At 62.0% G+C, this 25914-nt stretch carries 16 protein-coding genes; 4 read left to right on the forward strand and 12 right to left on the reverse strand.

Features of this window, described 5'->3' with window-relative positions; all coding sequences use genetic code 11:
* Positions 1–123: 123 nt before the first annotated feature.
* Positions 124–2460: a DUF1631 family protein gene (locus tag ACYQ1A_RS02230; RefSeq protein WP_499359856.1), complete on the reverse strand. Its 2337-nt coding sequence runs from the start codon at positions 2458–2460 to the stop codon at positions 124–126.
* Positions 2461–2822: 362 nt separating this feature from the next.
* Between ACYQ1A_RS02230 and ACYQ1A_RS02235 the strand changes: the two genes are divergently transcribed.
* On the forward strand, positions 2823–7556 hold the full coding sequence (locus ACYQ1A_RS02235) for an NAD-glutamate dehydrogenase (RefSeq protein WP_499359858.1): 4734 nt from the start codon (positions 2823–2825) through the stop codon (positions 7554–7556).
* Positions 7557–7795: 239 nt separating this feature from the next.
* Here the strand turns inward: ACYQ1A_RS02235 and ACYQ1A_RS02240 are convergent, their stop codons facing one another.
* Positions 7796–8722: an NmrA/HSCARG family protein gene (locus tag ACYQ1A_RS02240; protein ID WP_499359860.1), complete on the reverse strand. Its 927-nt coding sequence runs from the start codon at positions 8720–8722 to the stop codon at positions 7796–7798.
* Between the two features lie 99 nt (positions 8723–8821).
* Between ACYQ1A_RS02240 and ACYQ1A_RS02245 the strand changes: the two genes are divergently transcribed.
* Positions 8822–9223, forward strand: coding sequence for a winged helix-turn-helix transcriptional regulator (locus ACYQ1A_RS02245; protein WP_053936068.1), 402 nt, complete (start codon positions 8822–8824; stop codon positions 9221–9223).
* A 96-nt stretch (positions 9224–9319) separates the two neighbouring features.
* Here ACYQ1A_RS02245 and ACYQ1A_RS02250 read toward each other — a convergent pair whose 3' ends face one another.
* From ACYQ1A_RS02250 to ACYQ1A_RS02295, 10 genes are all read right to left on the reverse strand, one after another.
* The gene (locus tag ACYQ1A_RS02250; RefSeq protein WP_499359863.1) at positions 9320–10609 is read right to left on the reverse strand and encodes a hypothetical protein; all 1290 of its coding nucleotides are present in this window, start codon (positions 10607–10609) and stop codon (positions 9320–9322) included.
* Entirely contained in the window at positions 10606–12303 is a 1698-nt protein-coding gene (locus ACYQ1A_RS02255) for a vWA domain-containing protein (protein ID WP_499359865.1), read from the reverse strand. Before ACYQ1A_RS02255 ends, ACYQ1A_RS02250 begins: the two co-directional genes overlap by 4 nt.
* The gene (locus ACYQ1A_RS02260) at positions 12243–13277 is read right to left on the reverse strand and encodes a vWA domain-containing protein (protein ID WP_499359867.1); all 1035 of its coding nucleotides are present in this window, start codon (positions 13275–13277) and stop codon (positions 12243–12245) included. The genes ACYQ1A_RS02255 and ACYQ1A_RS02260 overlap by 61 nt, the downstream gene beginning before the upstream one ends.
* On the reverse strand, positions 13264–13791 hold the full coding sequence (locus ACYQ1A_RS02265) for a DUF4381 domain-containing protein (RefSeq protein ID WP_499359870.1): 528 nt from the start codon (positions 13789–13791) through the stop codon (positions 13264–13266). Before ACYQ1A_RS02265 ends, ACYQ1A_RS02260 begins: the two co-directional genes overlap by 14 nt.
* Positions 13788–14768, reverse strand: a complete 981-nt coding sequence (locus ACYQ1A_RS02270; protein ID WP_499359871.1) for a DUF58 domain-containing protein — start codon at positions 14766–14768, stop codon at positions 13788–13790. Before ACYQ1A_RS02270 ends, ACYQ1A_RS02265 begins: the two co-directional genes overlap by 4 nt.
* Positions 14769–14775: 7 nt before the next feature.
* The gene (locus ACYQ1A_RS02275; RefSeq protein ID WP_499359873.1) at positions 14776–15753 is read right to left on the reverse strand and encodes an AAA family ATPase; all 978 of its coding nucleotides are present in this window, start codon (positions 15751–15753) and stop codon (positions 14776–14778) included.
* Positions 15754–15838: 85 nt separating this feature from the next.
* Positions 15839–17449 (reverse strand): arylsulfatase, encoded by a 1611-nt coding sequence (locus tag ACYQ1A_RS02280; RefSeq protein WP_499359876.1) that lies wholly within the window; start codon positions 17447–17449, stop codon positions 15839–15841.
* A gap of 168 nt (positions 17450–17617) precedes the next feature.
* The gene (locus ACYQ1A_RS02285) at positions 17618–20170 is read right to left on the reverse strand and encodes a fused MFS/spermidine synthase (protein ID WP_499359878.1); all 2553 of its coding nucleotides are present in this window, start codon (positions 20168–20170) and stop codon (positions 17618–17620) included.
* 21 nt (positions 20171–20191) lie between these two features.
* A complete protein-coding gene (locus ACYQ1A_RS02290) occupies positions 20192–21196 on the reverse strand; it encodes an HAD family hydrolase (protein WP_499359880.1) in 1005 nt (334 codons plus the stop codon).
* A 65-nt stretch (positions 21197–21261) separates the two neighbouring features.
* On the reverse strand, positions 21262–23667 hold the full coding sequence (locus tag ACYQ1A_RS02295) for a multiheme c-type cytochrome (RefSeq protein ID WP_499359882.1): 2406 nt from the start codon (positions 23665–23667) through the stop codon (positions 21262–21264).
* 196 nt (positions 23668–23863) lie between these two features.
* On the opposite strand from ACYQ1A_RS02295, the gene ACYQ1A_RS02300 reads away from it, so the two are divergent.
* Positions 23864–25222: a DUF2252 domain-containing protein gene (locus ACYQ1A_RS02300; protein ID WP_499359884.1), complete on the forward strand. Its 1359-nt coding sequence runs from the start codon at positions 23864–23866 to the stop codon at positions 25220–25222.
* Positions 25223–25524: 302 nt separating this feature from the next.
* The coding region (locus ACYQ1A_RS02305) for a metal-dependent hydrolase (protein WP_499359886.1) at positions 25525–25914 on the forward strand (390 nt) is incomplete at its 3' end.

Consider the following 25914-nt stretch of genomic DNA (forward strand, 5'->3'; position numbering starts at 1 on the left):
GCCCGCATGATACAGGAAGGCTGCGCAGGCCTGGCCGCGCAAAGCCGTCGGAATCAAGAAAAACGGCGTCTGGTTACAGACGCCGTTTGATGTCCCGCATGCAGAGCATGCCCGCGCAAGCGCTTATTGCGGCGCGAGTTGTTCTTTTAGCTGATTCAAGGCGCGCTCAGTGGCCGAAATGTCGGTGTTCAGACGTTGCAAGCGGCCATTGGCCAGATACGCTTCGACTTCGGGCCGGGTCAAGGCCAGACCGTTTTCGCCCTGGCGATTGGTAAACAAGTAACGGGTGCCCAGCGGACTGATCCACGACAAGCGCAGACGACGTTCGTGATCATCGTTATCCAGCCAGTTCACCCATTCGCCGCGGGCGGGAATGTGGTCGAGTGCTTCGGGCGCGTCGTAAGACAGCGCGCCATCCACGGCGGCCGGGGCAGATTCGGCCACGTTATTCACCGACGCCGCCACAATCGGCGAGGCCGGCGTGGTGACGGGCGCGCCGGCCGTGGTCTGGCCAGGCACCACCGCGTTCAGCGGCGTAGCCACGGCGGCCGGAACGGCGGCAACCGGTGAAATCTGGGGTGCCAGCGCTGCCGCGGCGATCGAAGCCGGCGCCGGATTAGGCGGAGCCAGTGGGTCCAGCGCCGCCTGGCGCAAGCCATTGCGGATGGCGGCCGCGTGGCAATTCACCAGCTCGGAGAAAAATGCCTTGGAGGCTTCTTGCGGCATACCGGCCGAGGTGGCGCCATGTTCCAGCACTTTCAGCATGCTGGGCAGCAAATTAACCAGTTGCAGACGTTCTTCCGGACCGCGCTTGGGCGCCAGGCTCCAGATCAGATCGTCCATGGCCTTTTGCCGCAACACGAATTCGGCTTCCGCCTCGCCCTGCGGGCCCCAGGCGTTGGCCAGTGCGGCCGACCACCATGAGCCCAGAAAATCCGATACCAGCAAAGGCACTTCGGCTGCCCGTGCCAGGCGCGCCTGCACCAGGCTTTCGGCAGTGGCGGTGGCCAGCTCGGAGACTTCGTGGCGCAGCAAATCTTCGGCGGCGCGGTTGGCGCGCAATTGCGCCAGCTCGTCGGCATCAGCCAGAAAGCGTTTGATATCGGCCAGCGCGGTATCAAACACGCCCACTTCGTCTTCAAAATGGGTGTTGATCCAGCCCACCACATCGTTGAACTTGGCGAAGGTTGGATCGTTATCGTCCGGTTCGCCTTGCCAGTCGCGGAAGGAGTCTTCCAGCAAGTCGATCAGTTGTCGCGCCGGGTGCGATTTGCGCGCAAAAAAACTGCCGTCCAGCAGCGAGACCTTGAGCACCGGAATCTGCAAGCGCGCCAGCAAGCCTTTGATGGCATTGGGCAAACGCTCGTCTTCAAACAGCCGGTCAAACAGCATCGATACCAGATCAAACGTCATGGTGTCGACACGGTTCAGTTCATTCACCCAGCGCGTGCTACGCAGCACCGACAGCAGGTTTTCCGGCAGACCGGTGCCTTGTTGCGCGGCACCGGGCGGATCACGTTGCAGATTGTCGAGAAACGAAAACCACTCCGGCCGCAGCGACGAGCGCGCTTGCGCCTGCATATTGCCCGCTGCCAGTTGCTGCAAATGCGCCGCCAGCTCCGGCGTCATCATATAGCCCTGCTGGCCTGGCTGACTGCTGGCGCCGTATTGGCCCGGATACGCGTTGGGCGCGTAGCCGTTAAAGCCTTCGTTGCCCTGCCCGCCCGCAGCGGCATCGGCGTGTTGCGCGGCCGGATCGTAAGGCGTCTGGCCCGCAGCACGGCCGCGGTTCAGCACCGCACGATGGCTGACCGGCTGCACGTTTTCCTGAATCAGAAACTGGTTGAGGTGTTGATAAACCTGCGTCACCTGGTCCGACAATTCGGTCTCAAAGGCACGCATGGCGGCCAGACGCGCGCCAATGCCGCTTTCGAACATGCGGCAGGCGGCCATCACGGCCTCCGCGATCGCATCCGGGCTCAGCGGGTTGCTGGCGGCGGCGTCGCGGCTGTCCGGCATCAAACGCGCCAGACGTTGTTCGAGTTGGGTCAGCGTATCGCCGCCCTTGTTCTTGAGCGAATCCGCCACATGGCTGGCGGTCAGGCTTTCTTCGTAGTCATCATTCGCCACCAGGCTGAGTTCGCCGATGGACTTGTTGACCGGATAAAACCCCGCCTTGCCATGATTGCCCTGCAGGCGCTGATTGAAGGTTTCCAGAAACTGCTGGCGGAACGCGCCCAGGATGGCGGTCTTTTTGGATTGCGCCTCGGCGCGGGCGGCAAAGTAGGTATCACGCAACTGCATGTCGTGCGTGTCTTCGGCCAGATCAAAAAAGGTGGCTTCAAGTTGCGTAAAGAACCCTTCCAGCGACTGCGTCAGTAGCTGTAGCGCCAGGTCTCGGCACGCGACCAGCGTGTCGCCTGGCGGCGCAGTCGTCTTGTAGTTACGGGCGGGGGTCATGCAACTCTCCGTTTGGACGTTCTATAGGCAGGTTACGCCACATATTAGCGGCTAGTGATATTGGTGCGCCATACCGCCCGGCATCCAGAACCGCAGTTTCATCGGTGTCCGATTGCAGCTTGCCTGGCCACGGCAAAACCGCTGGCCCGGGCGTGGGGGGGCGCTGACCTGTGCACCAGGCCAAATGGCTGTCGTCACGCCCTAGCACGCCCGGCAAAGTACGGCCGTTCAGGATGTTCCCTAATGGGGTTTCCACCTGTTGGCGCGCTTTTGAAGGCGGGTATAGAGTCGGCCTGGCATCACGGCACATTAAAAAAATACCTCGTTACACGACAGCTCTGCTTCGATCAAGGAAGGCTGAAATGACCACGAATACCCCTCTCCCGGCGCAACACATCGCCCTACTGGAGAGCCTTGGCACGCTGGTGCCGAGTGAGCTACATAAACTGCTGTTCGCATATTACGCTGATTTGCCTCCAGAAGATTACTCTTCTCGTCAGCCCGTTGACTGGACGGGGGCGTTTCAAGCCCATATCCGTCTTGGTCATCAGCGTCAGCCCCAGGAAACCCTGTTGCGGGTTTATAACCCGACCCCACCCGATCATGGCTGGCAATCCAGCCACACCGTGGTAGAGCTGATTACGCCCGATATGCCGTTCCTGGTAGACACCGTCGGCATGGCATTAGCCCGGCTGGGTTATACCGTGCATCTGGTGTTGCATCCTGTGTTGCACATAACACGCAACGCACAAGGTGAAGTGGCCGACACCCATGGCGGCCAGCCCGAATCGTGGATGCATTTTGAAATTGATCGCGAAAGTGACGCCACCGCGTTGCATCAAATCGAACAAGAAATCACCCTGGCGCTGGAAGCGCTGACCACCGCAGTCGGCGACTGGCCTGCCATGACGGCACGTATCGCACTGTGTCGCCAGCAACTGCACGCAGCGCCACCGCCCTTGCCCGCCGCCGAAACCGCCGAGACCCTGGCCTTTATCGACTGGCTGCTCGACGACCACTTTGTCATTCTCGGTTGCCGCGATTACCGCTTTACGCCCGACCACCAGACCCTGCAAATCGAACCCGGCTCCGGTCTGGGTCTGCTGCGCGACGAAGGCGTCGGCGGCCCGTCGCGCACCTTTGCAGCGCTGACACCCGAACTGCGCGCACTGGCCTATACCGCGCAGTCGCAACTGATCCTGACCAAGGCCGACACCCGCTCCATCGTGCACCGCCCGGTTTACCTTGATATGGTCTGCATCAAGCAGATCGACGCGTCAGGTGTAGTGGGCGAATTGCGCATCATCGGCCTTTACACCGCCAGCGCTTACACGCAACCGCCGCGTGATGTGCCGGTGCTACGCCGCAAGATAGATGCCGTGCTGCAGGCCAGCGGCGCTGATCTCACCGGCCATCGCGGCAAAGCGCTGCTCAACGTGCTGGATACTTATCCGCGCGACGAATTGATGGAAACCAGCGAAGCCGAATTGCTGCGCATGGCGCTGGCCGTGGTGGCGCTGCATGAACGTGCCCGCGTGCGCTTGTTTTTCCGCGAAGATATTTATCGCCGTTACGTCTCGGCCATGCTGTACGTGCCGCGTGACAACTACACCACCGAAGTGCGCATGCGCGTGCAGCAGTTGCTGCTGGACAAGATCGGCGGTGAAAGCTGCGAATTTAACGTGCTGCTCAATGACAGCCCGTTGGCACGCATACACTTTATTGTGCGACTCGGTCACAAAGGCCCGGCCGCTTACCAGCCCGCCGAGATCGAAGCCGAAGTCGCCATCATCGCCCAACGCTGGCCCGATGAATTGCGGGCGCAATTGCTGCAACACAGTGGCGAAGAGCGCGGCTCGACCTTGTACCAGCGCTATCAACGCGCCTTCCCCGCGGGCTATATGGCGGACTTTGCCGCGCGCGTTGCCGTCTACGACATCGACATGCTGGAGCAGGCAGAACGGCAATCCGCCATGCAAGCCTCGCTGGCACCGGCCAGCAGCACCGACACCCGCATGTGGCGGCTCAAGCTGTTCAATAACAGTGACATCGCAATCTCGGATTACACCCCCTTGCTGGAAAACATGGGCGTGCGCGTGCTGGATGAGCGCCCCTATGTGCTGCGGCTGGAACAAGATCGCAAGGCGTGGATTATCGATATCGGCATCCAGCTGCCCGCCGCTGGCGCGCTGGAAGACGCTGCCGCGCGTGACCGGGTACTGCAAGCGTTCCGTGCCGCCTTTGCCAATGTGTGCGAAAGCGATCCGTTCAACAAACTGGTCTTGCAAGCCGAGCTGAGCTGGCGCGATGTGGTGGTGTTGCGCGCGTATGCGCGTTATCTGAAGCAGATCAACCTGCGTTACGCCATCGAAACGCTGGCCGATTGCTTGTTGCACCACGCCGATATCGCGCGGGATCTGAGCGCCTTGTTCCATGCCCGCCTTAGCCCGGAGCATGCTGACGACGCTGGCGCTGAAGTCATCAAGACGCGCTTGCAGGCCGCCATCAGCGCCCTGCCCAGTGTCGACGAAGAAAAAATCCTGACCGGCTTTGTGGCCGCCATCGACGCCACGCTGCGTACCAACCACTTTCAGCGCGATGCCCACGGCCAGCACAAGCCGTGGCTGTCGTTCAAGCTGGAATCGGCGCGCATCCCCGGCATGCCGCAGCCGGTGCCGCTGTATGAAATCTTTGTCTATGGCACCGAAGTCGAAGGGGTGCATTTGCGCGGCGGCAAAGTGGCGCGCGGCGGTTTGCGCTGGAGTGATCGGCGCGAAGATTTCCGCACCGAAGTGCTCGGTCTGGTCAAGGCGCAGATGGTCAAAAACACCGTGATCGTGCCGGTGGGTTCCAAAGGCGGCTTTGTCGTCAAGAACGCACCAACCGAGCGCGATGCCTTTATGGCCAAAGGCGTGGAGTGCTACCAGACCTTTATCCGCGGCTTGCTTGATCTGACCGACAACCTGGTAGAAGGCAAAGTGGTGCCGCCAGCGGGCGTACGCCGTCGCGACGAGGACGATCCCTATCTGGTGGTCGCGGCCGATAAAGGCACCGCCACTTTCTCCGATATCGCCAACGGCCTGGCCGCCGAATATGGCTTCTGGCTGGACGACGCCTTTGCCAGCGGGGGATCAGTCGGTTACGACCATAAAAAAATGGGCATTACCGCGCGCGGCGCCTGGGTTTCGGTGGAACGCCACTTCCGCGAAATGGGCGTCGATGTGGCACGCGATGCGTTTAGCGTGGCTGGCATCGGTGATATGTCGGGCGATGTGTTCGGCAATGGCTTGCTGCGCAGCACCGCCACCCGTCTGGTGGCGGCGTTTGATCATCGCCACATCTTTATCGACCCGAACCCGGATGCGGCGCTGTCGTTCAAGGAACGCGAACGCATGTTTGCCCTACCGCGCTCGTCCTGGGCTGACTACAACAGCGCGCTGATTTCGGAGGGCGGTGGAGTGTGGCCGCGCACAGCCAAGAGCATCCCGCTGTCGCCGCAAATGCAGGCGCTGTTGCAGGTTGAGGACAGCGCGCTGGAACCGAACCTGCTGATCCAGGCCATCCTCAAAGCGCCGGTCGATCTGCTGTACAACGGCGGCATCGGTACCTATATCAAGGCCAGCAGCCAGAGCCACAGTGACGCCAGCGATCGTGCCAATGATCCCGTGCGCATCGATGGCCGCGAATTACGCTGCAAGGTGTTTGCCGAAGGCGGCAACCTGGGCATGACGCAATCCGGCCGTATCGAATATGCACTGCATGGTGGCCGTATCCATACCGATGCAATTGATAACTCGGCGGGCGTGGATTGTTCGGACCATGAGGTCAATATCAAGATTCTGCTGAACCGCATCGTGGCCGGCGGCGATCTGACGCAAAAGCAGCGCAATAGCGTGCTGGCGGATATGACCGAAGACGTGGGCCGGCTGGTGCTGCGCGATAACGAATTGCAAACGCTGGCCTTGTCACTGGAACATGCCGAAGCGCGCTCTTTGTTGCCGGTGCATCAACGCTTTATGCAGCGCATGGAAGCCGCGGGCAAATTGTCGCGGCGGCTGGAATATCTGCCCACCGACAGTCAGTGCCTGGAACGGCAGCAAACGCAGCAAGGGCTGACGCGCCCTGAACTGGCCGTGCTGCTGGCGTATGCCAAGATCGTGCTCAATAACGATCTGCTGGCCAGCGATCTGCCTGACCACGCGCATTGGGACGCGCAACTGGCCGATTACTTTCCGGCTTTGCTGCGCGAGCGCTTTAGCGGCCGTCTGCGCGAGCACCCGCTGCGCCGCGAAATCATCGCCACCGTACTGACCAATCACGTGGTCAATCGCCAGGGCATCAGTTTTGTGTTCCGCCTGAGCGAAGAAACCGAACGCCATCCGGCCGCCGTGATCGACGCATTCAGCCAGGCCCAGGCCTTGCTGGATAGCGAACGGCTGGCGCGCGCAGCGGAGCAATTACCACCCGCCGTACCCACCAAAGTGCAATACGCCATGCTGCAATTGCTGCGGCGGCAAACCGAACGCGCCACGCGTTGGGTATTGCAGGCGGGCGAACAGGACGCAGCCTTTGTAGAAGCGGTGACGCATGCCTTGCAAGGGCTGGCCGACTGGTTGCGCCATCCCGAGCATAACCATGAGTTGCGCGATGCATGGCTGAGCGCGGGCGTGCCGATTGGTCTCGCGGCGCAGGTGTTGGCGCTGGCCTATGCCGGGCCGGTGCTGGAACTGGCGCGCGATGTCAGCTTGCGCACCGCCTTGAGCGAGCGCCTGCAGCTGTTCTTACAATCGGGCGAGGCGCTTGGCTTTGACTGGATGGCCGGCGCCATTGAGCAACTGCCCCGCGACAACCGCTGGCAGGCGCTGGCCCGCCTGGCCGCGCGCGACGATCTGCAGCGCTTGCATGCGCGACTGGTCGACGCCGTCTGGTCCGCCGGCAGCGGCGACACCGAGGCGCGCTTGCAGGGCTGGATTGCGCAACAAGGGACGTCGCTGGCGGCATGGCAGAAGATGCTGCAGGAACTGCGCGATAGCGCACCCGATCTGGCGATGATCTCCGCGGCGCTGCGCGAGGCGAGAACGCGGTTCGCGGTGTAATCGCGGTACGCCGCTAACCATGCCCGGGCTCACCCCCGGGCATTTTTTTGCGGGCCGAAACGTGATTGATGCGCCACGATAAAAAACTTTGGTGCGGCGCGTTAGCCGTCGCTCCAGTCCGCGAATGCGGGGACAACATACCGCTTGGGGCGGCCGGCCCCGGCCCATTCGGGCGTCCAGTGGCCAGGGCATAACCGGAATGTGCGTCGCCCCCTACGGCGCTCTGCTATGCCGCCAGCCTAGCCGTGCCCGTAGCCCCACCGCCCGGCCTGCCCCAACGCTGCGTTGAACGCTGCCTTGCCATCCCCCGCCAGCCACGTCGCAAACGACTGTTGCTGCGGGTTCAACGCCCGCAACGCCGCCAGATCAGCGCGCCCCACCAGGCGCCCGTTATCCACCAGCGCCGTCAATTTCGCCAGAAACGCATTGCCCGCCAACACCTCCTCGCTAAAGCGCGCATAGCGGATCGGATGGCCGGCCGCGGCAGTGAACGCGGCTTCCAGATCGCGGCCGGTTAACATGTCGCTGGCGATCTCCAGCGTCTGGCCTGCCCAGCGGCCGCGATCAGCAAAGATCGTCGCCACGTATTTGCCGATATCGGCCACCGCCAGCAATTGCATCGCTTGGTCCGGCTGCACAAAGAAGTTGAACTGCCCCTGGTCCAGCCCAAAACCCGGCATCACCAGCATTTCCATAAATGCAGCCGGCCGCACGATGGTGGCGGTGATCGGCAACGTGCGGATATGCGCCTCGATGCGCGCCTTGCTGTCGAAATGGCCCATGCCGGTGGGCGTATCGCCGACTGCGTCAGTCGAGCTATACACCAGATGCTGCACGCCCGCTTCCAGCGCCAGATCGGCGATGGCGCAGCCGTAGCGTTCTTCCTCTTCGTCGCTGATGCCCAGCAACGGCCCCATGCCCGAACTCGGCTGCACGCTGAACACGCCATACGCGCCCGTCATTGCCGCGCGCAGCGAGGCCGTATCGGCAAAGTCACCTTGCACGATTTCCGCACCGGCGGCGCGCAAGGCGCTGGCCTTGTCCGCCGCCGGATCGCGCACCAGCGCGCGCACCGGCCAACCGGCCTGCAACAACGCCGCCGCCACCGAACCACCCTGTTGCCCCGTTGCCCCGAAAACCAGAATCGGCTGCTTGTTTTCCGTCATGTCACACCCCTGCGCTGATTAAGGGTTACGAATATATACTCACGAAAAACCGGCCGGAAGACGGCACATTTCTTAGCCTCAGGCACAAGGATGATACGTATGCAGAAGATGATTAACGGGCGGCCGTACACCGAAACCGAGGACGGCCCGCGCTTTAAACCGTGCGCGCCCAACGGCGTGCTGGCGCGGCTGGGCGATAAGTGGACCATCCTGGTGTTGTCGCATCTGGCCATTGCGCCCGGTTACCGGCTGCGCTTTTCCGAGCTCAAACATGGCATCGAGGGCATTACCCAACGCATGCTGACGCTGACGGTGCGCAATCTGGAACGCGATGGCTTGTTGCTGCGCCACTACTACCCGGAAGTACCGCCGCGTGTGGAGTACGAGCTGACCGAGATGGGCGCGAGCATGCTGCCGGCGCTGGAAGGGTTTACTTCATGGATCCGCGATAACTGGCCGCGCATAGAACAATGCCGTCGTAACTACGATGCCGAACAGTGATCGCATAGGGTGGGTCAAGACCCACCATTCAAAGCCGCCGAGAAGTATGCGATGGCAAATCTCTCAGCGGCTTTGGATGGTGGGTCTTGACCCACCCTATGGGTTCAGCGCTGGTAAATACGTTGCGGTTGTGGGCGAGTGCCGCAAGCGTTTGCGGGCGGCGTGGGTGGCTTGGCGCAGGGCGGCGATGTCGGCGTTGCCGCCGTTGGCGCCGTACCATGCGGCGAAGGCCGGGTCGAGGTTGATGCCCGCTTGCGCTGCGGTTTGCCCCGGCGCGGCCAGCGCCAGCCATGCGTAAAGCGCCGTCACCATCGCGCCGCGATCGCGTCCATGGAGCGCCCGTTGCAGACGTCGCCAAGCGGCGGCTTCGGATCGGGTGTGGCGCTGACGCTGGCTGTGCCCGGCGCGCCATAGCCTGCGCAGAAGTCGCCACAATCGCGGCAGTAACCACGCTGCAATCAACACGCCGATCAGCGCATAAGCCGCCTGACGCGCCAGCGTCCACACATCAATGTGCTTGATGCGATCGGGTTTAGGCGCCGAGGCCTCTTGCGGCAGCGCCAGCAGCGGCTTGTACGCCGCCACTGCCGCCACACTGAAATGCAGGGCCGGCAGCGTGGCTTTACGCAGCTGGTTGCCGCGCGTATCCCACCACGCAATCTCGACCCCCGGCAGCGTGTAATCGCCGGCCTGTTGCAGCACATAGGTTGCGGCATCGGTGCGTTGGCTACCCAGAAAACCCACGCGTTCTTTGGTGATGTCTTGCAGCTTGGGAGGCTTGGGATAAACCGACAGCCCGTTGACGGCGCCAAACACAGTCGGCGGCAGCAGCATGGCCTGCACGCCAGCGGCGCTGACGGTGACCGTGCGGGTAAACGCGTCGCCTTGCTTCAGCCCCACCAGTTGCCGGTCCAACGTCTGTTTGATATCCAGCCGCGAGGTGCCCAGCGCGTTCTCCGCGCCGGGTGGCCGCGCTACCACCTTGACGGTCAGATGCAGGGTGGGCGTCTGCGCCTTGACCGCGCCCACCTGGCCCACCTGCAGTTGCAGCACCACCGGCGGAATCGTAATCGTGCCGCCACTTTGCGGTGTCAGCTGATAAGTACGTGAAATGCCAAACCATTTCACCCCGCCAATCTCGACATTGAAATTGGTGGCGTCGTCGCCGGGCGGGCTGGCAATCACGCCCGGAATATCCAGCGGTGGATATACCGGCGCGGCGGTAAACCAGTTGCTGGTCATGGCGTCGACCACCAGTTTGACCGGTTGCCCCGGCATCACCGGGCCCGCCGGTTCCAGATGCGCCCGTACCATCGCATGCCCGGCCGCGCCCGCGCTAGCCGCAAGTCCGAGCCACACCAGCACCGCCCATAGCAGCCGCATCATGGTTTGCCTCCCGCGGCCGGTTGCTGCGCTTCAATCAAAAACTTCTGCCGCAAAAAGTCCGCAGGCGTGGTTTGCAGATTGCGCATCCACAGTTCGGCGTTCAGCGCTTTCATCTGGCGCGCATTCAGCTTCACCACCTTGCCCTTGTCGCCTTTGTTATCAAATTTGACATCGTCGGGCGGCAGATTGGGCTGGTCGGTTTGCGGTTCGTCTTTGTTTTTTTTCGGCTTCGGGATCAGCGTTTGCACCAGCGCGCGATTGGCCTTGGCTGCGGCAAAATCCGGTTGCAGTTTCAGCGCGTTGTCGTACGCGCCGATGGCATGCGGATAGTCACGCAAGCGCGCATAGCAATTGCCCATCATCAGGTAGGCCTCGGGCGTTTGCAGATGTGCAAACGCGGTCAGCGCCGCTGCGTTATCGCCGGCCTGATACCAGGCCCAGCCTTGCCATGTGGGATCGCTAAAATGTGCGGCCGCCAGCGCGTATTCGCCGTGTTCGTAATGCCAGCGACCCTGCTGGTCCGGCGTTAAAAAGGCATCGGCCAGCCAGGTTTTCAGGCGATGTCCATCCAGCAGCGGCAACTCCAGCGCATAGGCGCGCGGTGGCGTGGCCATACCCAATACCACCGCCAGCAATACCGGCAGCCAGCGCACCACCCAACCCCGGCGAAACCACCACAAGGCCAGCGCCAGCAAGGGATAAATCAGGTAATAACCGGCCTCTTTCCAACGCACTTGCGCCTTGCGTTCTTCGGCCGCCTGCATATGGCTTAAAGCGCGGCGCTGTACCCATTTGATGTCGGCATCGTCCAGCGTCAGGCTGGCCAGCGGAATATCGGCTTTGCTGCTCAATTGCTGCAAAGCGGCCAGATCAAAGCGCCCCTGAATGGGCCGACCGCCGCTATCCAGCGCCACACGGCCGCCCGCGCTGCGCAATGGCCCGCCTTGCTCGGTGCCGACCGCCAGCACCAGCAACTGGGTACGCGTGTCACGTTTGGCAAAATCCTCGATCTGTTTGGTCTCAAAGCCATCGCTCAGGATCAGCACCGTGCCCGCGGCGCTTTCTTTGGCCAGCAAGCGCCCGGCAATTTGCCACGCACTCCACGCCGCTTTGCCTTGTCTGGGCATCAGACTGGTGTCCAGCGCGTCCAGATAGGTATTCATGAATTCGGGATCATCCGTCGGCGGCACCACCAGATGCGCACTGCCCGCATACACCACCAGCCCGGTGCGCGAACCGGCACGCGCCCGCATCAGCTCGCGGATTTTTTGTTTGGCGCGCTCCAGCCGCGTCGGCGGAATATCCACCGCATCCATGCTGCGCGACAGATCCAGCAACACCACCAGCGGCGCGGTGTCTTGCGAAAACGGCGGCGGTTCTTGTTCCCATGTCGGCCCGGCCGTGGCGAGCGCCAGCACGCTCAGCGCCAGCGCTGTCACATGCATCGGGCGCAAGCGCCACGGATGATGCCGATCCACCAGCAAGTTGTTCAGCAAGGCCGGCGCAATCACGCCACGCCAACGCCGACGCGGGTCGGACAGCAAATGCCACAAGATCACCAGCAACCAGGCTGCCGGAATCAGATACAGGCAATATGGCCGCAAAAAATGGAAGGCGTCGAGATTGATATCCATCAGCGCGCCGCCTTTGCCGCCAGCGTGGCTTTGTCGGCCAGCACCAGCGGCTTGCGCCATGGGCGCCGCGCCAGCGTGATCAGCAACATCAAGACGTGATAGCCCAGCACCAGCGCGCCACACGCCAGCAAAGGCAGCCAGAACAAATCACGCCGTGGCCGATGCGACTGGCGCTTTACCTTGTCCGGCGTGATGTGGTCGAGCGTGGCATAGATGTTTTCCAGCCCGGCCAGGTTCTCCGCTCTAAAACTATGGCCGCCGGTGGCTGCGGAAATTTTCTGCAGCGCGCCCAGATCGACTTTGTCTTCGCCACTGGCGCGGATATCCCCAATGCCGATGGTATGGATGATCAGCCCGTTGTCTTTGGCGATATCGGCCGCGCGCTCGGGCGGCAATTTGCTGGCGGTGTCGTTGCCATCAGTCAGCAAGATCAACACTTTTTCTTTGGCTTTTGATTTCTCGGTCATGCGGATGCCCACGCCTATCGCATCGCCAATCGAGGTCTGCGGCCCGGCCATGCCAATCTGCAGCTCATCCAGCAGGGCCTTCACGCTGTCATGGTCCAGCGTCAGCGGCGCTTGCGGAAACGCGGTAGCGCCAAACACGATCAGGCCCAGGCGGTCATCCTTGCGCCGATCGATAAAGCCGCGCACTACTTGTTTAACCGCCTGCAAGCGGTTGAGCCGCCGTCCCTGGGCATCGACAAAGTCTTTGGCTTCCATCGATTGCGACAAATCAATCGCCAGCAATAAATCACGCGCGGCTTCGATGCGTTCGATGGGCGGATCCACCCACACCGGCTTGGCCAGCGCCGTGACCAGCAAGGCCCAGCAGATGGGCGCCAGCACAAACTGCAACCAGTTGGCACGCATGATGACCGCCCCCGCCGTGGGTGTCTGGCCCGACAGCCGCACCAGTTGCGCAAAAAACGGCATGCGTACGGCAGGCATGGTTTCGCGCCAGGCGGGCAGCAGCCACATCAAAACCGGCAGCGGCAGCAGCGCAAATAACCAGATGTGATCAAACACCAGCATGTTGCCGTCCTATCCAGTGGCGCAACTGGCGTAACAAGGCCTGCACGTCGGCGGCGGGCGGCGTATCGGGCGCATAGGTCAGGGACAGCAATAACTGGCCCGGCCCGCTGGAAAAGCGTTGATGCCGGTCGCGTCCGTCCAGCCACGCCAGCCAGGCGGCGCCGCTGAGACTGGCGACCTCGGCCCGGGGCGCGGTCATCAGAGCGACACGTTTGACCAGCGCGGGCAAAGCCCGCAGCGTGTCCGGCTGCCGCTGCCATTGCGCTTCGATCTGCTGCAGTTCCGCCAGCGCCGCACGCCGCCACGCCAGCGCGCGATAACGGCGGATGCCGCGCCAGACCAGCCACAGCAGCAGCAATAACAACAAGGCGGCCAGCACCGCCCAGCCCCAGGTTTGCGGCGTATACGGCACCGGCGCGGGCATGGCCGCATTCTGCAACTGCGCCAGCACCGCCGAGGCATTCAGCGGCGCAGGCGTGGGGTCGGCGGCAACGCTGTGGACCAGGGCACTCATAACGGCACACTCCGCGCGGGCGCGGCGTTGCGGGCGATAAAGCCGCGCAGTTGTTCCAGTACATCGACATGCGTCGTCAAGGGCAGCAAAGGCACGCCGCTACGCTGCAACAAGGTGGCGACGTCGGCCTGGCGCTGCGCAAAGTATTGCTCCACCGGTTGGCGCCAGCGACGCATATCCAGTTCGATCTGCAACTCGCCCTCGGTCAGCACCATTTGCCCGGCGCGTTCAGGCAGGGTTTGCAATAGCGGATCGGACACCAGCACCGCCACCACATCGTTATGTTCGGCCAGCGCGCGCAATAGCTGGCGCGTGCGGCCGCTGGCATCGGCAAAATCGCTGATTACGCACACCAGATGATCGTGATGCGCCACGCGCAAGGCTGCCTCCAATGCTTTATCCAGCTGGCCGTCTTGCGGGCGCGCGCTGCTGGCGGCATTCAGCGCCTGGTTGCTGCGCACGATTTGCGCCAGCAAGGCCTGCACGCGCTGGCGACTGCGCAAGGGCGCGATGGTATGGATGGCCACATCTTCAAACACGATGCCACCGACGCGATCATCGGACTGCAGCGACAACCACGCGGCCAGCGCCGCCAGTTCGGCCGCCGCCACCGACTTCAGCGCGCGTTGCGAGCCAAAAAACATATTGATGCGTTGGTCCAGCACGATCAGCGCGGGGCGGTCACGTTCTTCGGTATAGGTGCGCACCAGCGGCTTGCCGCTACGCTGCGTGGCTTTCCAGTCGATATGGCGCACGTCGTCGCCCGGCAGATAGCCGCGTAATTCTTCAAAGTTGAGCCCGCGTCCGCGCACGCGCGAAGCCTGGCGCCCGGCCAGGATGGACGAGCGCGGTCGGTAGGCGTGCAAGGCCAGGCCAGCCGCGCGTTGCTCCTGACGCAACAGCCATGGCAAATCCACCCAGCTGCTGCCGATATCGGCGGCTTGCAAGGTGGCGGCGGAGGTAGAGGCGTGACGCATGGCCGCCTCAGGCCGGAATCGCTACAACCTGCACCAGCTTGTCGAGCACCGCGTCGGCGCTGACGCCATCGGCATGCGCGTCGTACGACAAGATCAGCCGGTGCCGCAAAGCGGGCGCCACGATGGCGCGTACATCATCGGGCGTGACATGATCGCGCCCTTCCAGCCAGGCATGCGCCCGCGCGGCACGGTCCAGCGCGATGCCACCGCGCGGACTGGCGCCCACGGCCAGCCAGCGGCCCAGATCGGCATCCAGTTGCGCTGGGGCGCGGCTCACTTTCAGCAAATCAAGGATGTATTGTTCGATGGCCGGGGCCACATGGATGGCGTGCACTTCGCTGCGCGCGGTAAAGATCGCCGCTTGCGGCAAGGCTTCGATGGCGGGCGCACCGGCGACCGCAACGCCGGCTTCTTCGGCGCGCACCAGCCGCAGCACCTCCAGCTCGGCCGCCGCATCGGGATAGGTAACCAGTATCTTGAACAGAAAGCGGTCCATCTGCGCTTCGGGCAATGGATAGGTGCCTTCCTGTTCAATCGGGTTTTGCGTGGCCAGCACCATAAACAATTCCGGCATGGCGTGGGTATTGCCGCCCACCGATACCTGGCGTTCTTCCATTGCCTCCAGCAAGGCCGATTGCACTTTGGCCGGCGCGCGATTGATTTCATCGGCGAGGATCAAATTGCCAAAGATCGGCCCGGCCTGAAAGCGGAAGCTGTTCTGGCCATTTTCCTGGTACAGCATGTCGGAGCCGGTGATATCGGCAGGCAATAAATCGGGGGTGAACTGGATGCGGCTCATGCTGGCATCCAGGCTGGCGGCCAGCGTTTTAACGGTACGGGTTTTGGCCAGACCGGGCAGGCTTTCCAGCAGCACATGCCCATTGGCGAGCAAGGCAATCAGGATCTGGCGGATTAACAAGGGCTGGCCTTTGATCGACTGCGCCATCTGCGTTTGCAACTGCAACACCACATCACGTGCACTCATCATGTCTCCGGCGCTCGCGGCGCTCTGCCAGAAAAAACGGTGCGTCACCCGCTCAGGCAACGCACCGCGTTTACCGCACTACAGCCTAGTCTTTACCGCCCAACGCTTTGGCGCGATTACGGTTGCGTTCGATTTCGGCGTCCACCCCGGCGCGGATCTGATCCACGCTAAAGCTGGCCGGTTTCTGGCTGGGTGGATACGCCACAAAGGTCTGCAAGAAATTGGCGGTCCTGACGATCGCGACATTGTTCATGTACACGTTCTTGGTCATCCAGTCGTAGTACTGATCGGAGACCACATCGGCGCGTTCGTACGGGTCCATGCGCAGGTTGAACATTTTGGGCAAGCGCAAGCAAACAAACGGATTGGCCCAGACTTGCATGCCGCCCGGTTCGCGCTGTTCGCAGAACACAAACTTCCAGTCCTGATAGCGCATGGCCACCAGCACGCCGTCGTCGTCAAAATAAAAGAACTCGTCGCGCGCGCCTTTGGGCTGTTTGCCTTCCAGGTAGGGCAGCTGGTTGTAGCCATCCAGGTGATTCTTGAAGGTCGGCCCACCGGATTTGGGCGCCCAGCCCTTCAACAGACGGTCTTTAACGCCGGTGTCACCCGCAGCTGCCAACAAGGTGGGAAACCAGTCAAGGCCGGAGAACATTTCGCTGGAGACTTGTCCCGGCTGGATATGCCCCGGCCAGCGCACAAATGCCGGCACGCGGAAAGCGCCCTCCCAGTTGGTGTCTTTCTCGCTGCGGAACGGCGTGGTGGCGGCATCAGGCCAGCTAAACTGGTTGGGGCCGTTGTCCGTCGTGTACACCACGATGGTGTTGTTGGCGATACCCAGATCGTCCACCGCTTTCAGCAACTTGCCGACATCCTGATCGTGTTCCCACATGCCATCGGCGTATTCATTGCCCGGCATGCCGCTCTTGCCCTGAAACTCCGGGCGTACATGGGTAAACAAGTGCATGCGCGTGGTGTTCATCCACACAAAGAACGGCGTGTTGGCTTTGACTTGTTTGTCCATGAAGGCGATGGCGGCGGCGGTGGTTTCGTCGTCGATGGTCTGCATGCGTTTGGAAGTCAGCGGCCCGGTATCTTCGATTTTGCCGTCGGCATACGAATGGATGACACCGCGCGGGGAAAACTGCTTGTTAAAGGCGGGGTCTTTGGGCCAGTACGGGCGCTCCGGTTCTTCTTCGGCGTTCAGGTGATACAGGTTGCCGAAAAACTCATCAAAGCCGTGCGCCGTGGGCAAGAACTCGTCTTTGTCGCCAAGGTGGTTCTTGCCGAACTGCCCCGTGGCATAGCCCAACGGCTTAAGCGCCTGGGCGATGGTGATGTCGGTTTTCTGCAAACCGACATTGACGCCGGGCACGCCCACTTTGGACATGCCGGTACGCAAGGTGGCCTGACCGGTGATAAACGTCGAACGCCCGGCCGTGCAGCTGTTCTCGGCGTAATAGTCGGTGAACATCATGCCTTCTTTGGCCATGCGATCGATATTGGGCGTTTTGTAGCCAACCACGCCGTGCGAATAGGCGCTGATATTGGTCTGCCCGATGTCGTCACCAAAGATCACCAGAATATTGGGCTTGGCAGTTTGTGCCGCTTGCGCAGCAGGAGATGCGGCTAACAAGCCCGCCGTCGCCATGGCCAGAACGGCCAGTCCTTGCTTGAACCACGCAGTGCTATGCATCAGGTTCTCCCGAGTGTGGATTAACAGCATTCACCGCCCAGCAGGCGGGTGTTCGGCTAAATGCGCCGGGCGGTTGTCGTCGCCGGTTGCTGTCAGCGGCCTCGGAAAACGGGCGTGGTTTTTATTCTGACAAAAACTGACTGTCAGATGTCTATAGCACAGGGAAATCTAATTGCCGCCTTCAAATTGTACAAAATATCGATTGTCAGGGTCGGCCGCCAAGGCTTGCTGCAAGGCGCTGGACCAGGTATCGCGGTCACCGGCATAGGCGGCCAGACCGGCAGCGTAGAAATCCATCAAGGCCAGCCGCCGTCGCTCGATCTCATCACGCAAGCCCGGGCTGGCATCGGGCAAAGGCACTTCCACATGTAATGCCAGCAATTGCGGCAACACACGGCTGATTTCACGCTGCCGTACCCAGGTGGCGTATTCGATCAACGGTCGGTCATCGGTCACCGCAGGGGCGTTGTCGACGTAGCGGCGTAATCCATCTGCATCGGTCACCCAAGTGGATAACAAAGCGGCGGGCGTGGCCACGCCCACTTCGCTCAGCGCCTGGCGCACGCTGGCCTGGTTGAAGCGCGCGCTGATCTGCGTGGCATTCAGCGTCAGTGGCTCGGCCGAGCCCACCAGCAGCATTTCGTGCAGTTCGGTGGTCCAGAGCGAGGCATTGGGGAACACATCGATAAAACTGCGCACCAGCGAGCGCGTGTCCTCATCGTTTTGCGTGGCAATCGGCAGCCATTGCGCAAACACGCCGTACGGATTCATGCGGCTGCGTGCCAACTGATAAAAATCGCGCGAATACAGATTGACCACCCCGGCAGCCGAGGGCGGCGGGGGTTCCAGTGTGATCACGTCATAGCGTTGCGGATTGCGTAAGAGCTCGTGGCGACCATCGTGGATGCGGATCTCGGCGCCAGGCGCATGCGTAACGTCGTAATTGCCGCGGAACAAGGGCACGGCCCGCACTACCTCGGGCAACAGTTCGGCCGTGACGCGATGTTGCAGGCCGGGATATTGCGTCATGGCACCCGCGGTAATACCGGTGCCCAGTGCAATCACCAAGGTGGATTGGGGCTCGCCGTTGTGCACCAGCAAGGGCAGCAAGGCTTGCAGACGCATATAGCGCCGCGACGCCATCACGTCGCCGGAATTGGAAACGCCCGCGATATACAGACGACGAAAACCGTGCTGCTCCAGCACCGCAACCGTCCCGCTGGGGCTTTCTTCAAAGGACACCAGCGTGCCGCCGCGCGCCGCCGTTAACAGCCGCGCCAGGCTATCGGCCGGAGTCAGGACGCCAAGCCCAAGGACCACCAACGCCACAGCGGCCATGGCAAAGCGCGGGCCGCGGGCGGGCTGCTGCCACGCCGCCACCAGCGCGACGCCGACTGCGAGCACGGCCAGCACCGCCAGCGTGTGCACCAGGCCCAACCACGGCACCAGCACAAAGCCGGTGACGAAGGTGCCCACAATGCCGCCAGCGGTATTGACCGCCAGTACCCGGCCGACATCGCGCCCTGCTTGCCCAGCCTGCACACAAAGCCGCAAAGCCGCCGGAAACGCCGCCCCCAGCAACAGGGTGGGCAGCAGCACCACGCACAGCGCGGCCAGAACAAAGCGCGCGCACATCGCTTGCAGATCGCTGCCGCCTTGCGCGCGCACCCACGCCGCCAGATGCGACTGCGCCGCCAGCAGCCAGCTACCCAGCCCGGCCACTTGCAACATGGCCAGCAAACCGGCGGCGGCAATCAGCGCGCCAAACCAGAGCCACGGTTGGCGCACCCGGTCAGCATGGCGTGCATACAAGGCGCTGCCCAACATCAGACCACTGAGGTAAGTGGCCAATACGATGCTGAAGGCAAAGCTGCGCGTGCTCATGAATTGCACGATGGTCTGCGACCAGACAATCTCGTAACCGAGCGCCACACCGCCCGCGATGGCGTACAGGCCGATGGCAAGCTTCTGCTGCGGGCTGTGCGCGGTGAGTGCGCTTGCCGTGGCGACTGGCCGCTGGGGGCGTGACGGCAAGCGCAGGGACAAGGCATAGGCGGCAAAGGCCAGCAGCACATTCAGCGTCGCCGCGGCCAACGCCGTGCCTTGCACGCCCAGCGTCGGAATCAGCACAAAGGTGCAGGCCAGCGCGCCGACCACCGCCCCGAGGGTATTGGCGGCGTACAAACGCCCGCCCGCATGCGCCAGTCGCGCCGCCAGTGGCGCAGCGGCGCTGATCAAGGCGGGCAGCGTGCCGCCCATCAACAGCGCGGGCAGCCCGATCAAGGCAAACGGCAAGGCCCACGCCAACAGGCCGACATGGCTTTGCAGGGCAACAAACCATGGCGCCGCCAGACTGAACAACCACGTCGCCAGCATGCCGCTGATGCCGACGGCCAGTTCCAGCGCGGCATACAGCCACAAGGGGCGCGCGCTGCCATCGGCCCGTTTGCCCCATAAGGCCCCACCCGCAGCCAGCCCGAGGAAGAATGCGCTAACGCCGGTGGTAACGGCATACACATCCACCCCCACCACCAAGGCCAGCTGCTTGATCCACACCACCTGGTACACCAACGCGCTGAGGCCGGACAGCAATAACAGCGCGGCGAACAGCCATTCCAGCATGGCCGCGTGGTCACGCGCACGCGGCTTGACGGCGGCGGTTGTGCGCGCGATCTCCGGGCGGAGCTGGGGCGGCAAAGTGCGGGCAGAACGACGGGCCATCGGGTTTCCGGTATGGGTGGCTTATTGCTCGAACGGGTAAATGCGCGACCAGTCGTTCTTCATATCGACCACGATCCAGCCGCTGGGCTGGGCCAGATCGAGCGCTTTATCCAGCTTGCCACTGATGGATTTGCGGTCATAGGCAAACTCGCGCGTGGCATCGGTGTGATGAATGAGCACGCCCAGGCGTTTTTTGCTGCTGCTCTGTGTGGTGTATTGCAGCATCTGCAAATCGCCGTCGGAATTACCAAACGCGATGATGGGTGCACGGCCGATATAACGGGCAATACCCACTGGCTTGCCGGGGCCGTCGTCGATGGTATCGATGTCCGGATCGCGCACAATCACCGCTTTGCCATCGCGCAATTCAAAGTGGGTCTTGATGGTGCTGCCTATCACCTGCTCCGGGGGCACGCCATAGGTTTGCTCAGCAAACACGCGCATGAACTCGGCGCCACCGCCAGACACGATAAAGGTCTTGTAGCCGTTGGCACGCAAATAGCCGAGCATTTCCAGCATGGGCTGATACACCAGCTCGTTATACGGCCGCTTGAAGCGTGGATGCCTGGCGGTGCGCAGCCAGTCGGCCACGATGGCGTTGAACTGGTCCGCAGTCATGCCCGCATGCGTGGTCAGGATGATCTGACCGAGGGCTTTTTCGCCGCCTGCCAGTGCGGTTTTGTAATCGCCCTTGAGCAGCGAGGCGAACGGCTCTTTGGTAGCCCATTCCGGATGATCCGGTGCCATCGCCTTGATGCGATCAAAGGCAAAGGCGCCCTGGAAATACAGCGGCTGCTCAGTCCACAAAGTGCCGTCGTTATCGAACACGGCAATGCGCTCAGCGGGCGCAACAAAGTCGGGCGAGCCTTGCGTGGTGGTGGCCTGCACAAACGCGATGATGGCGCTGCGTGCAGCACTGTCTTTCCATGACGGCAGTACGCTATCGGCCCATGCCGATGCGCACAGACACAGACCCAACATAAGGGGCAGAAGCCGCTGTGCAATTCGTTGTGCCAGCTGTTGCATGTTGCGTTTCCTTGATGAAAGCGTGTGCCTTATCCTGGCTGATCACACCACGAAATCAATGTTTTTCAGCCGCCCTGCCCAGTGCCGCCCGCCTTGCCTGTGCGGGCCAGCGAGGGCTCGCCGGGGTTGATTTCAAGCCAGCGTTGCGCAATCGCCTGGGCTCCCGCGCTGTCGTTGGCTTCGATGCGATAACGCACGGCGGTCATGGCGCTGTCGCGATGTTCGGGATGTTTTTGCATCACGGCATCGAGTTGGCGAATCGCGCCCTTGATGTCGCCGGTATCGTGCAAGGCGATGGCATAGACAAAGCCATACAGGGCGTCGTCGGGCGACTTCTGCCATGCGGTTTGCAGCGAAGCCAGCGCCCCCACCCGATCGCCGGCACGGATTTGTGCCAGACCCAGTGCGTGGTACAGCAAGCCGGAGTCGGGATGTTTGACCAGCGCGCTTTGCAGCAAGGCCACGCTTTGCTGATCCTGCCCGGCGGCCGACAAATAATCGGCTTGCAGCGTAAGCGCCGGCAAAAAGTCCGGATTGAGCTTGAGCGCCTGCGCCAGCGCCTGTTGCGCGGCATCGTGCTGGCCCAGATCGCGATCGAGGCTGGCGAGATTGGTTTGCGCTTCGGCGCGCTCGGCCAGACTGGTCTGCACGGCCCGATATTCAGCGATGGCCTTGTCCCAGCGCGGACGATCCGCACCCAACTGATCGCGCACATCCACCAGCTGTCGTGCCGCACTGATGCGCACCTGCCGCACTGGATCAGTCAGCAAAGGCAGCAGCAAAGGCTGGCGTGCCTGCGGCGGCCACATGCCGCTGGCATCGACGGCAGCGGCGCGCACCAGTGGGTCGGCATCCTTCAGCGCCAAAGTCACCACGCGCGTGGTGGCATTGCCAGGATAGCGCGGGGCTTCTTCCAGCGCGGTGGCACGCCGGATGGGTGGAATGGTCGGATCGAGCACCAGCGTGCTCAGCAGATCGGCCGCGCCGATCTTGCCGTGGCGCAGGCTGGCCATCATTTCGCCAAAGCCGGGCGGATGGGTTTGCTTGCCAAACCAGCTTTCGATCTGTTTGGCCGCCCATTCTGGCGTCTTGTCTTTGTGGCATTCGTTGCAGGCATTCGGCGTGCCGAGTTCGCGGCTCAGGTCCGGCCGCGGAATGGTCAGCGCATGGTCATGGCGGAAATCAATTTCCATATAAAACTTGCCCGGCATATGGCAGGCCACGCAAGTCGCACCGGGGCTGCCTTTGGGATGGTGCGTGTGCTCGGGCGTGTCGTAATCCTTGGGCTGCAAAGTGGCGGTATCCAGACCGGGCCGCTGGATCGGGCCGCTGGAGTTATGACACTGCAAACACACCGCATTGCCCTGGGCGCGTAATTCGCCGGTATGCGGATTGTGGCAATCGACGCAGGTCACGCCTTTCATAAACATCTTGCTTTGCGCAAACGAGCCGGACTCAAAATCCTCGGCTTTGAAATGGCCGTCGACCTCATACAACTGCGACGTCAGCAAGCTCATCGAATAATCGTCGCCCAAGCGGTCTTGATGCTTGAACCCGTCATCGAGCGGCGCGCGGCGGGCATGGCAACGCGCGCAGGTTTCCAGCACCGTGGTCTGCGGCGCGTTCTTGAGCGGCACCTCAAACCCGGCGCCCTTGATGGCCTGATGTGGCGTTTTGGCGGCCCATTCCAGATGGTTGGAGGCCGGGCCATGACACGCCTGGCAACCCACACCGAGCGAATGCCAGGTGGATTTGAAACTGTCGTCCACAGCGCTGTAATTGCGCTTCATATTGGTGACGTGACATTCGACGCACATAAAGTTGGCGTTCTGCGCCGGACGGGTCCAGTGCAGCTCATCCGTGGCGGTGAGCTTGTCGTGCGGATACAGATGGAACCATTGTTTTTTATCGACATTCCACGCAATGCCCAAGGCCTGCATGCGCCCGCCCGGCATCTCGATCAGATATTGCTGCAACGGTGCCAGGCCAAAGGTATGGATGACCTTGAAATCGCCCGGCTTGCCATCGGGGCCATCGGTCTGCACGCGGAATTCTTCGCCTTTTTTGTAAAAGCGCGTGGTGACGCCGTTGTAATCGAAGGTCGCATTATTGAAATTGCCGAGCACGGTTTGCGCGCTCGCCACCTTCATCGCCTGGGCGTGATGCGAATCCTTCCACTGCCCGAATTGCGCGCTATGACAGGCCACGCACTTTTGCTCGTCGACAAACTGCGCATGCAGGGCGGACGTGGGGGCAGGCGCAGCGGGGCCGCTATCCTGACTGCGGAACTGATGCACCCAGAAACCGGCCAGCGCTGCAAGCACCAACGCCGCCAATAACCATAACCACCAATGCGCCTTAGCCGCCGCAACAGGTGGCGCGGGTGCGGCGGACGTGCCGGTTGACTCCAGCGGTGCGTTCGCAACGGGGGTGTCTGCCCGTTGCGCCTTGCGACGCGTAGATTTGCCCATGTAAGCAGATTCTGTTTGTAGTTATAGCGAGTGAAATCCAGCGTAATGCAAAACCAGCATCGCGTCAGCAAGTGTGCGCAAATACAAATGTACAACTGACCATCCGGACGTCTTCAGCCTGTCATCTGCCCAGGGCGTAATAGCGCCGCTCGCAACGGGCGCCCAACTCAACAACAACACGGTGGAGATGACCTGCATGATCAAAATCAAAACATTGAGCGCGCTGCTGGCGCTGACCCTGGCCGCTGCCAGCCACGCCGCCACCACGCGCGACACATGGGTGGTGAATGACGTTTATAACTACAACCACATTTACGCGACGACCGACAGTGCCGACCTGGTCACCAAAATGTCGACCATGAACAGCAGCGCGTATTCCTTCTATCGCGGCAGCGCCGACATCTTTTATCACGACATGAACACCCTGCCCGCCTCGGCCTACACCACCAATGCCACGGCGCATACCTGGATTGGCGGCGATACCCACATCGGCAACTTTGGCGCATGGCAAGACAGCGCGGGCAACACGGTATTCGGCGTTAACGACTTTGACACCGGCTACCTCGGCCAATATGTGTGGGACTTGCGCCGCGCCGCCACCAGCGTGGTGCTGGCCGGCCGCGAAAACGGCATCAAAGACGCCGACATCACCACCGCCATCAATACGCTGGTGGCGGCTTATCTGACGCAACTGGCCGCGTTCAATGGCACCAGCACTGAGAAATCGTTCCAACTGACCAGCAGCAACACCAGCAGCGTGGTCAAAGACGTGATCAGCGCGGCGGCAGACGACAAACGCAGTGATCTGCTCTCCAAATACAGTTCGGTCAGCAGCAGCAAACGCACGTTGCTGACCTCGTCCACCCTGGTCAAACCGGCCACCGCCACCTACAACGCCGTGGTTGCCGCCGTCGCCAGTTATGTCTCGACGATTTCGAGCGGCAAGCAATATGCCGCCAGCTTTTACACGGTGAAGGATGTGCGGCAAAAGCTGGGTTCGGGCACCGGCAGCCTGGGTCGCCTGCGCTACTACGCCTTGCTGGAAGGCCCGTCGACTTCGACCTCGGACGACGTGATTATCGAATTGAAACAGGAAGCCACCAGCGACGTTGCCATCGCCAACCCGGCCGCCCTGAACACCGGCGATTACGCCAACAACGAAGGCGACCGCGTGGCCCGCAGCGCCAAAGCGCAAGTGCTGAACGCCGACGTATTGATTGGCTACACCAGCATCAACGGCGTGCCCTATTACGTGCATGAAAAATCGCCGTTTGCTGAAGACTTCGACTACACCGACCTGTCTAGCGCCAGCAAACTGAATACCGCCATGACCTATATCGGCCAGGCCCTGGCCAGCGCGCATGCCCTGGCCGACCAGGATTACGACAGCAGCGTGGTGCCGTACGCCATCGAAACCGAGATTCTGAATGCGGTGACCAGCCAGTCCGGGCTGAAGACGGAGATTGTGAACTTTGCGTTTGGGTATGCGGACCAGGTGAACCTGGATTGGGCTTCGTTCAAGAAGGCGTACGCGGCGGGCACGCCGTTGTACTGATCGGGCCGGCGGGGAAGTCGCTGATATTGATCGGCTAGCGCGCCGTTGTATTGATTGGTCGGTGAGTTGGCATCGTATTGATTGGCTTGGCTTGGCTTGGCTTGGCTTGGCTTGGCTTGGCTTGGCTTGGCAAAATGCTGCCGGATTGATCGCCGGCACCGATAGAACACGGCCCAATGCCGACGTTGCCAAAAGATGCCCTGTTGCGATAGCCGCAAGCAAAACGCCACGCTAGCCGCGTGGCGTTTTTTACTATCGCGCATGTTATGTTGCCGACACATCCCTCAGCGCCCACGCCCGCCATGCCGACCATCATCACACACGCCGCCGTCCCGCTCGCCACCGGCATCGCCCTCGGCCGCCGCATCATCTCGCGCCGCTTGCTCATCGCCGGCGTGATCGCCTCGATGCTGCCCGACGCCGACACCGCCGGACTGCTGTTCGGCATCCCCTTCGGCACGCCCTACAGCCACCGCGGCTTTACCCATTCGATCTGCTTCGCCCTGGTCATCGCACTGCTGGCACTCTGGGCCGCGCGCAAACTGCACACTACCCGCCTGCGCGCCGGCTTGTTTGTGTTTGTGGCGACGGTGTCGCACCCCTTGCTGGATATGTGCACCGACGGCGGCAGCGGCGTGGCGCTGTTCTGGCCGCTGTCAAATGAGCGAGTGTTTTTTCCGTGGCAGGTGATT

It is taken from the genome of Silvimonas sp. JCM 19000, assembly GCF_054652575.1.

Coding starts and splice junctions, on each gene's coding strand:
- ACYQ1A_RS02295 (WP_499359882.1), bottom strand. CDS start 23,667: ATGGGCAAATCTACGCGTCGCAAGGCGCAACGGGCAGACACCCCCGTT.
- ACYQ1A_RS02290 (WP_499359880.1), bottom strand. CDS start 21,196: ATGCAACAGCTGGCACAACGAATTGCACAGCGGCTTCTGCCCCTTATG.
- ACYQ1A_RS02240 (WP_499359860.1), bottom strand. CDS start 8,722: ATGACGGAAAACAAGCAGCCGATTCTGGTTTTCGGGGCAACGGGGCAA.
- ACYQ1A_RS02270 (WP_499359871.1), bottom strand. CDS start 14,768: ATGCGTCACGCCTCTACCTCCGCCGCCACCTTGCAAGCCGCCGATATC.
- ACYQ1A_RS02255 (WP_499359865.1), bottom strand. CDS start 12,303: ATGGCGCAAGCCGCTGGTGCTGGCCGACAAAGCCACGCTGGCGGCAAA.
- ACYQ1A_RS02275 (WP_499359873.1), bottom strand. CDS start 15,753: ATGAGTGCACGTGATGTGGTGTTGCAGTTGCAAACGCAGATGGCGCAG.
- ACYQ1A_RS02260 (WP_499359867.1), bottom strand. CDS start 13,277: ATGCTGGTGTTTGATCACATCTGGTTATTTGCGCTGCTGCCGCTGCCG.
- ACYQ1A_RS02245 (WP_053936068.1), top strand. CDS start 8,822: ATGCAGAAGATGATTAACGGGCGGCCGTACACCGAAACCGAGGACGGC.
- ACYQ1A_RS02265 (WP_499359870.1), bottom strand. CDS start 13,791: ATGAGTGCCCTGGTCCACAGCGTTGCCGCCGACCCCACGCCTGCGCCG.
- ACYQ1A_RS02230 (WP_499359856.1), bottom strand. CDS start 2,460: ATGACCCCCGCCCGTAACTACAAGACGACTGCGCCGCCAGGCGACACG.
- ACYQ1A_RS02300 (WP_499359884.1), top strand. CDS start 23,864: ATGATCAAAATCAAAACATTGAGCGCGCTGCTGGCGCTGACCCTGGCC.
- ACYQ1A_RS02250 (WP_499359863.1), bottom strand. CDS start 10,609: ATGATGCGGCTGCTATGGGCGGTGCTGGTGTGGCTCGGACTTGCGGCT.
- ACYQ1A_RS02285 (WP_499359878.1), bottom strand. CDS start 20,170: ATGGCCCGTCGTTCTGCCCGCACTTTGCCGCCCCAGCTCCGCCCGGAG.
- ACYQ1A_RS02235 (WP_499359858.1), top strand. CDS start 2,823: ATGACCACGAATACCCCTCTCCCGGCGCAACACATCGCCCTACTGGAG.
- ACYQ1A_RS02280 (WP_499359876.1), bottom strand. CDS start 17,449: ATGCATAGCACTGCGTGGTTCAAGCAAGGACTGGCCGTTCTGGCCATG.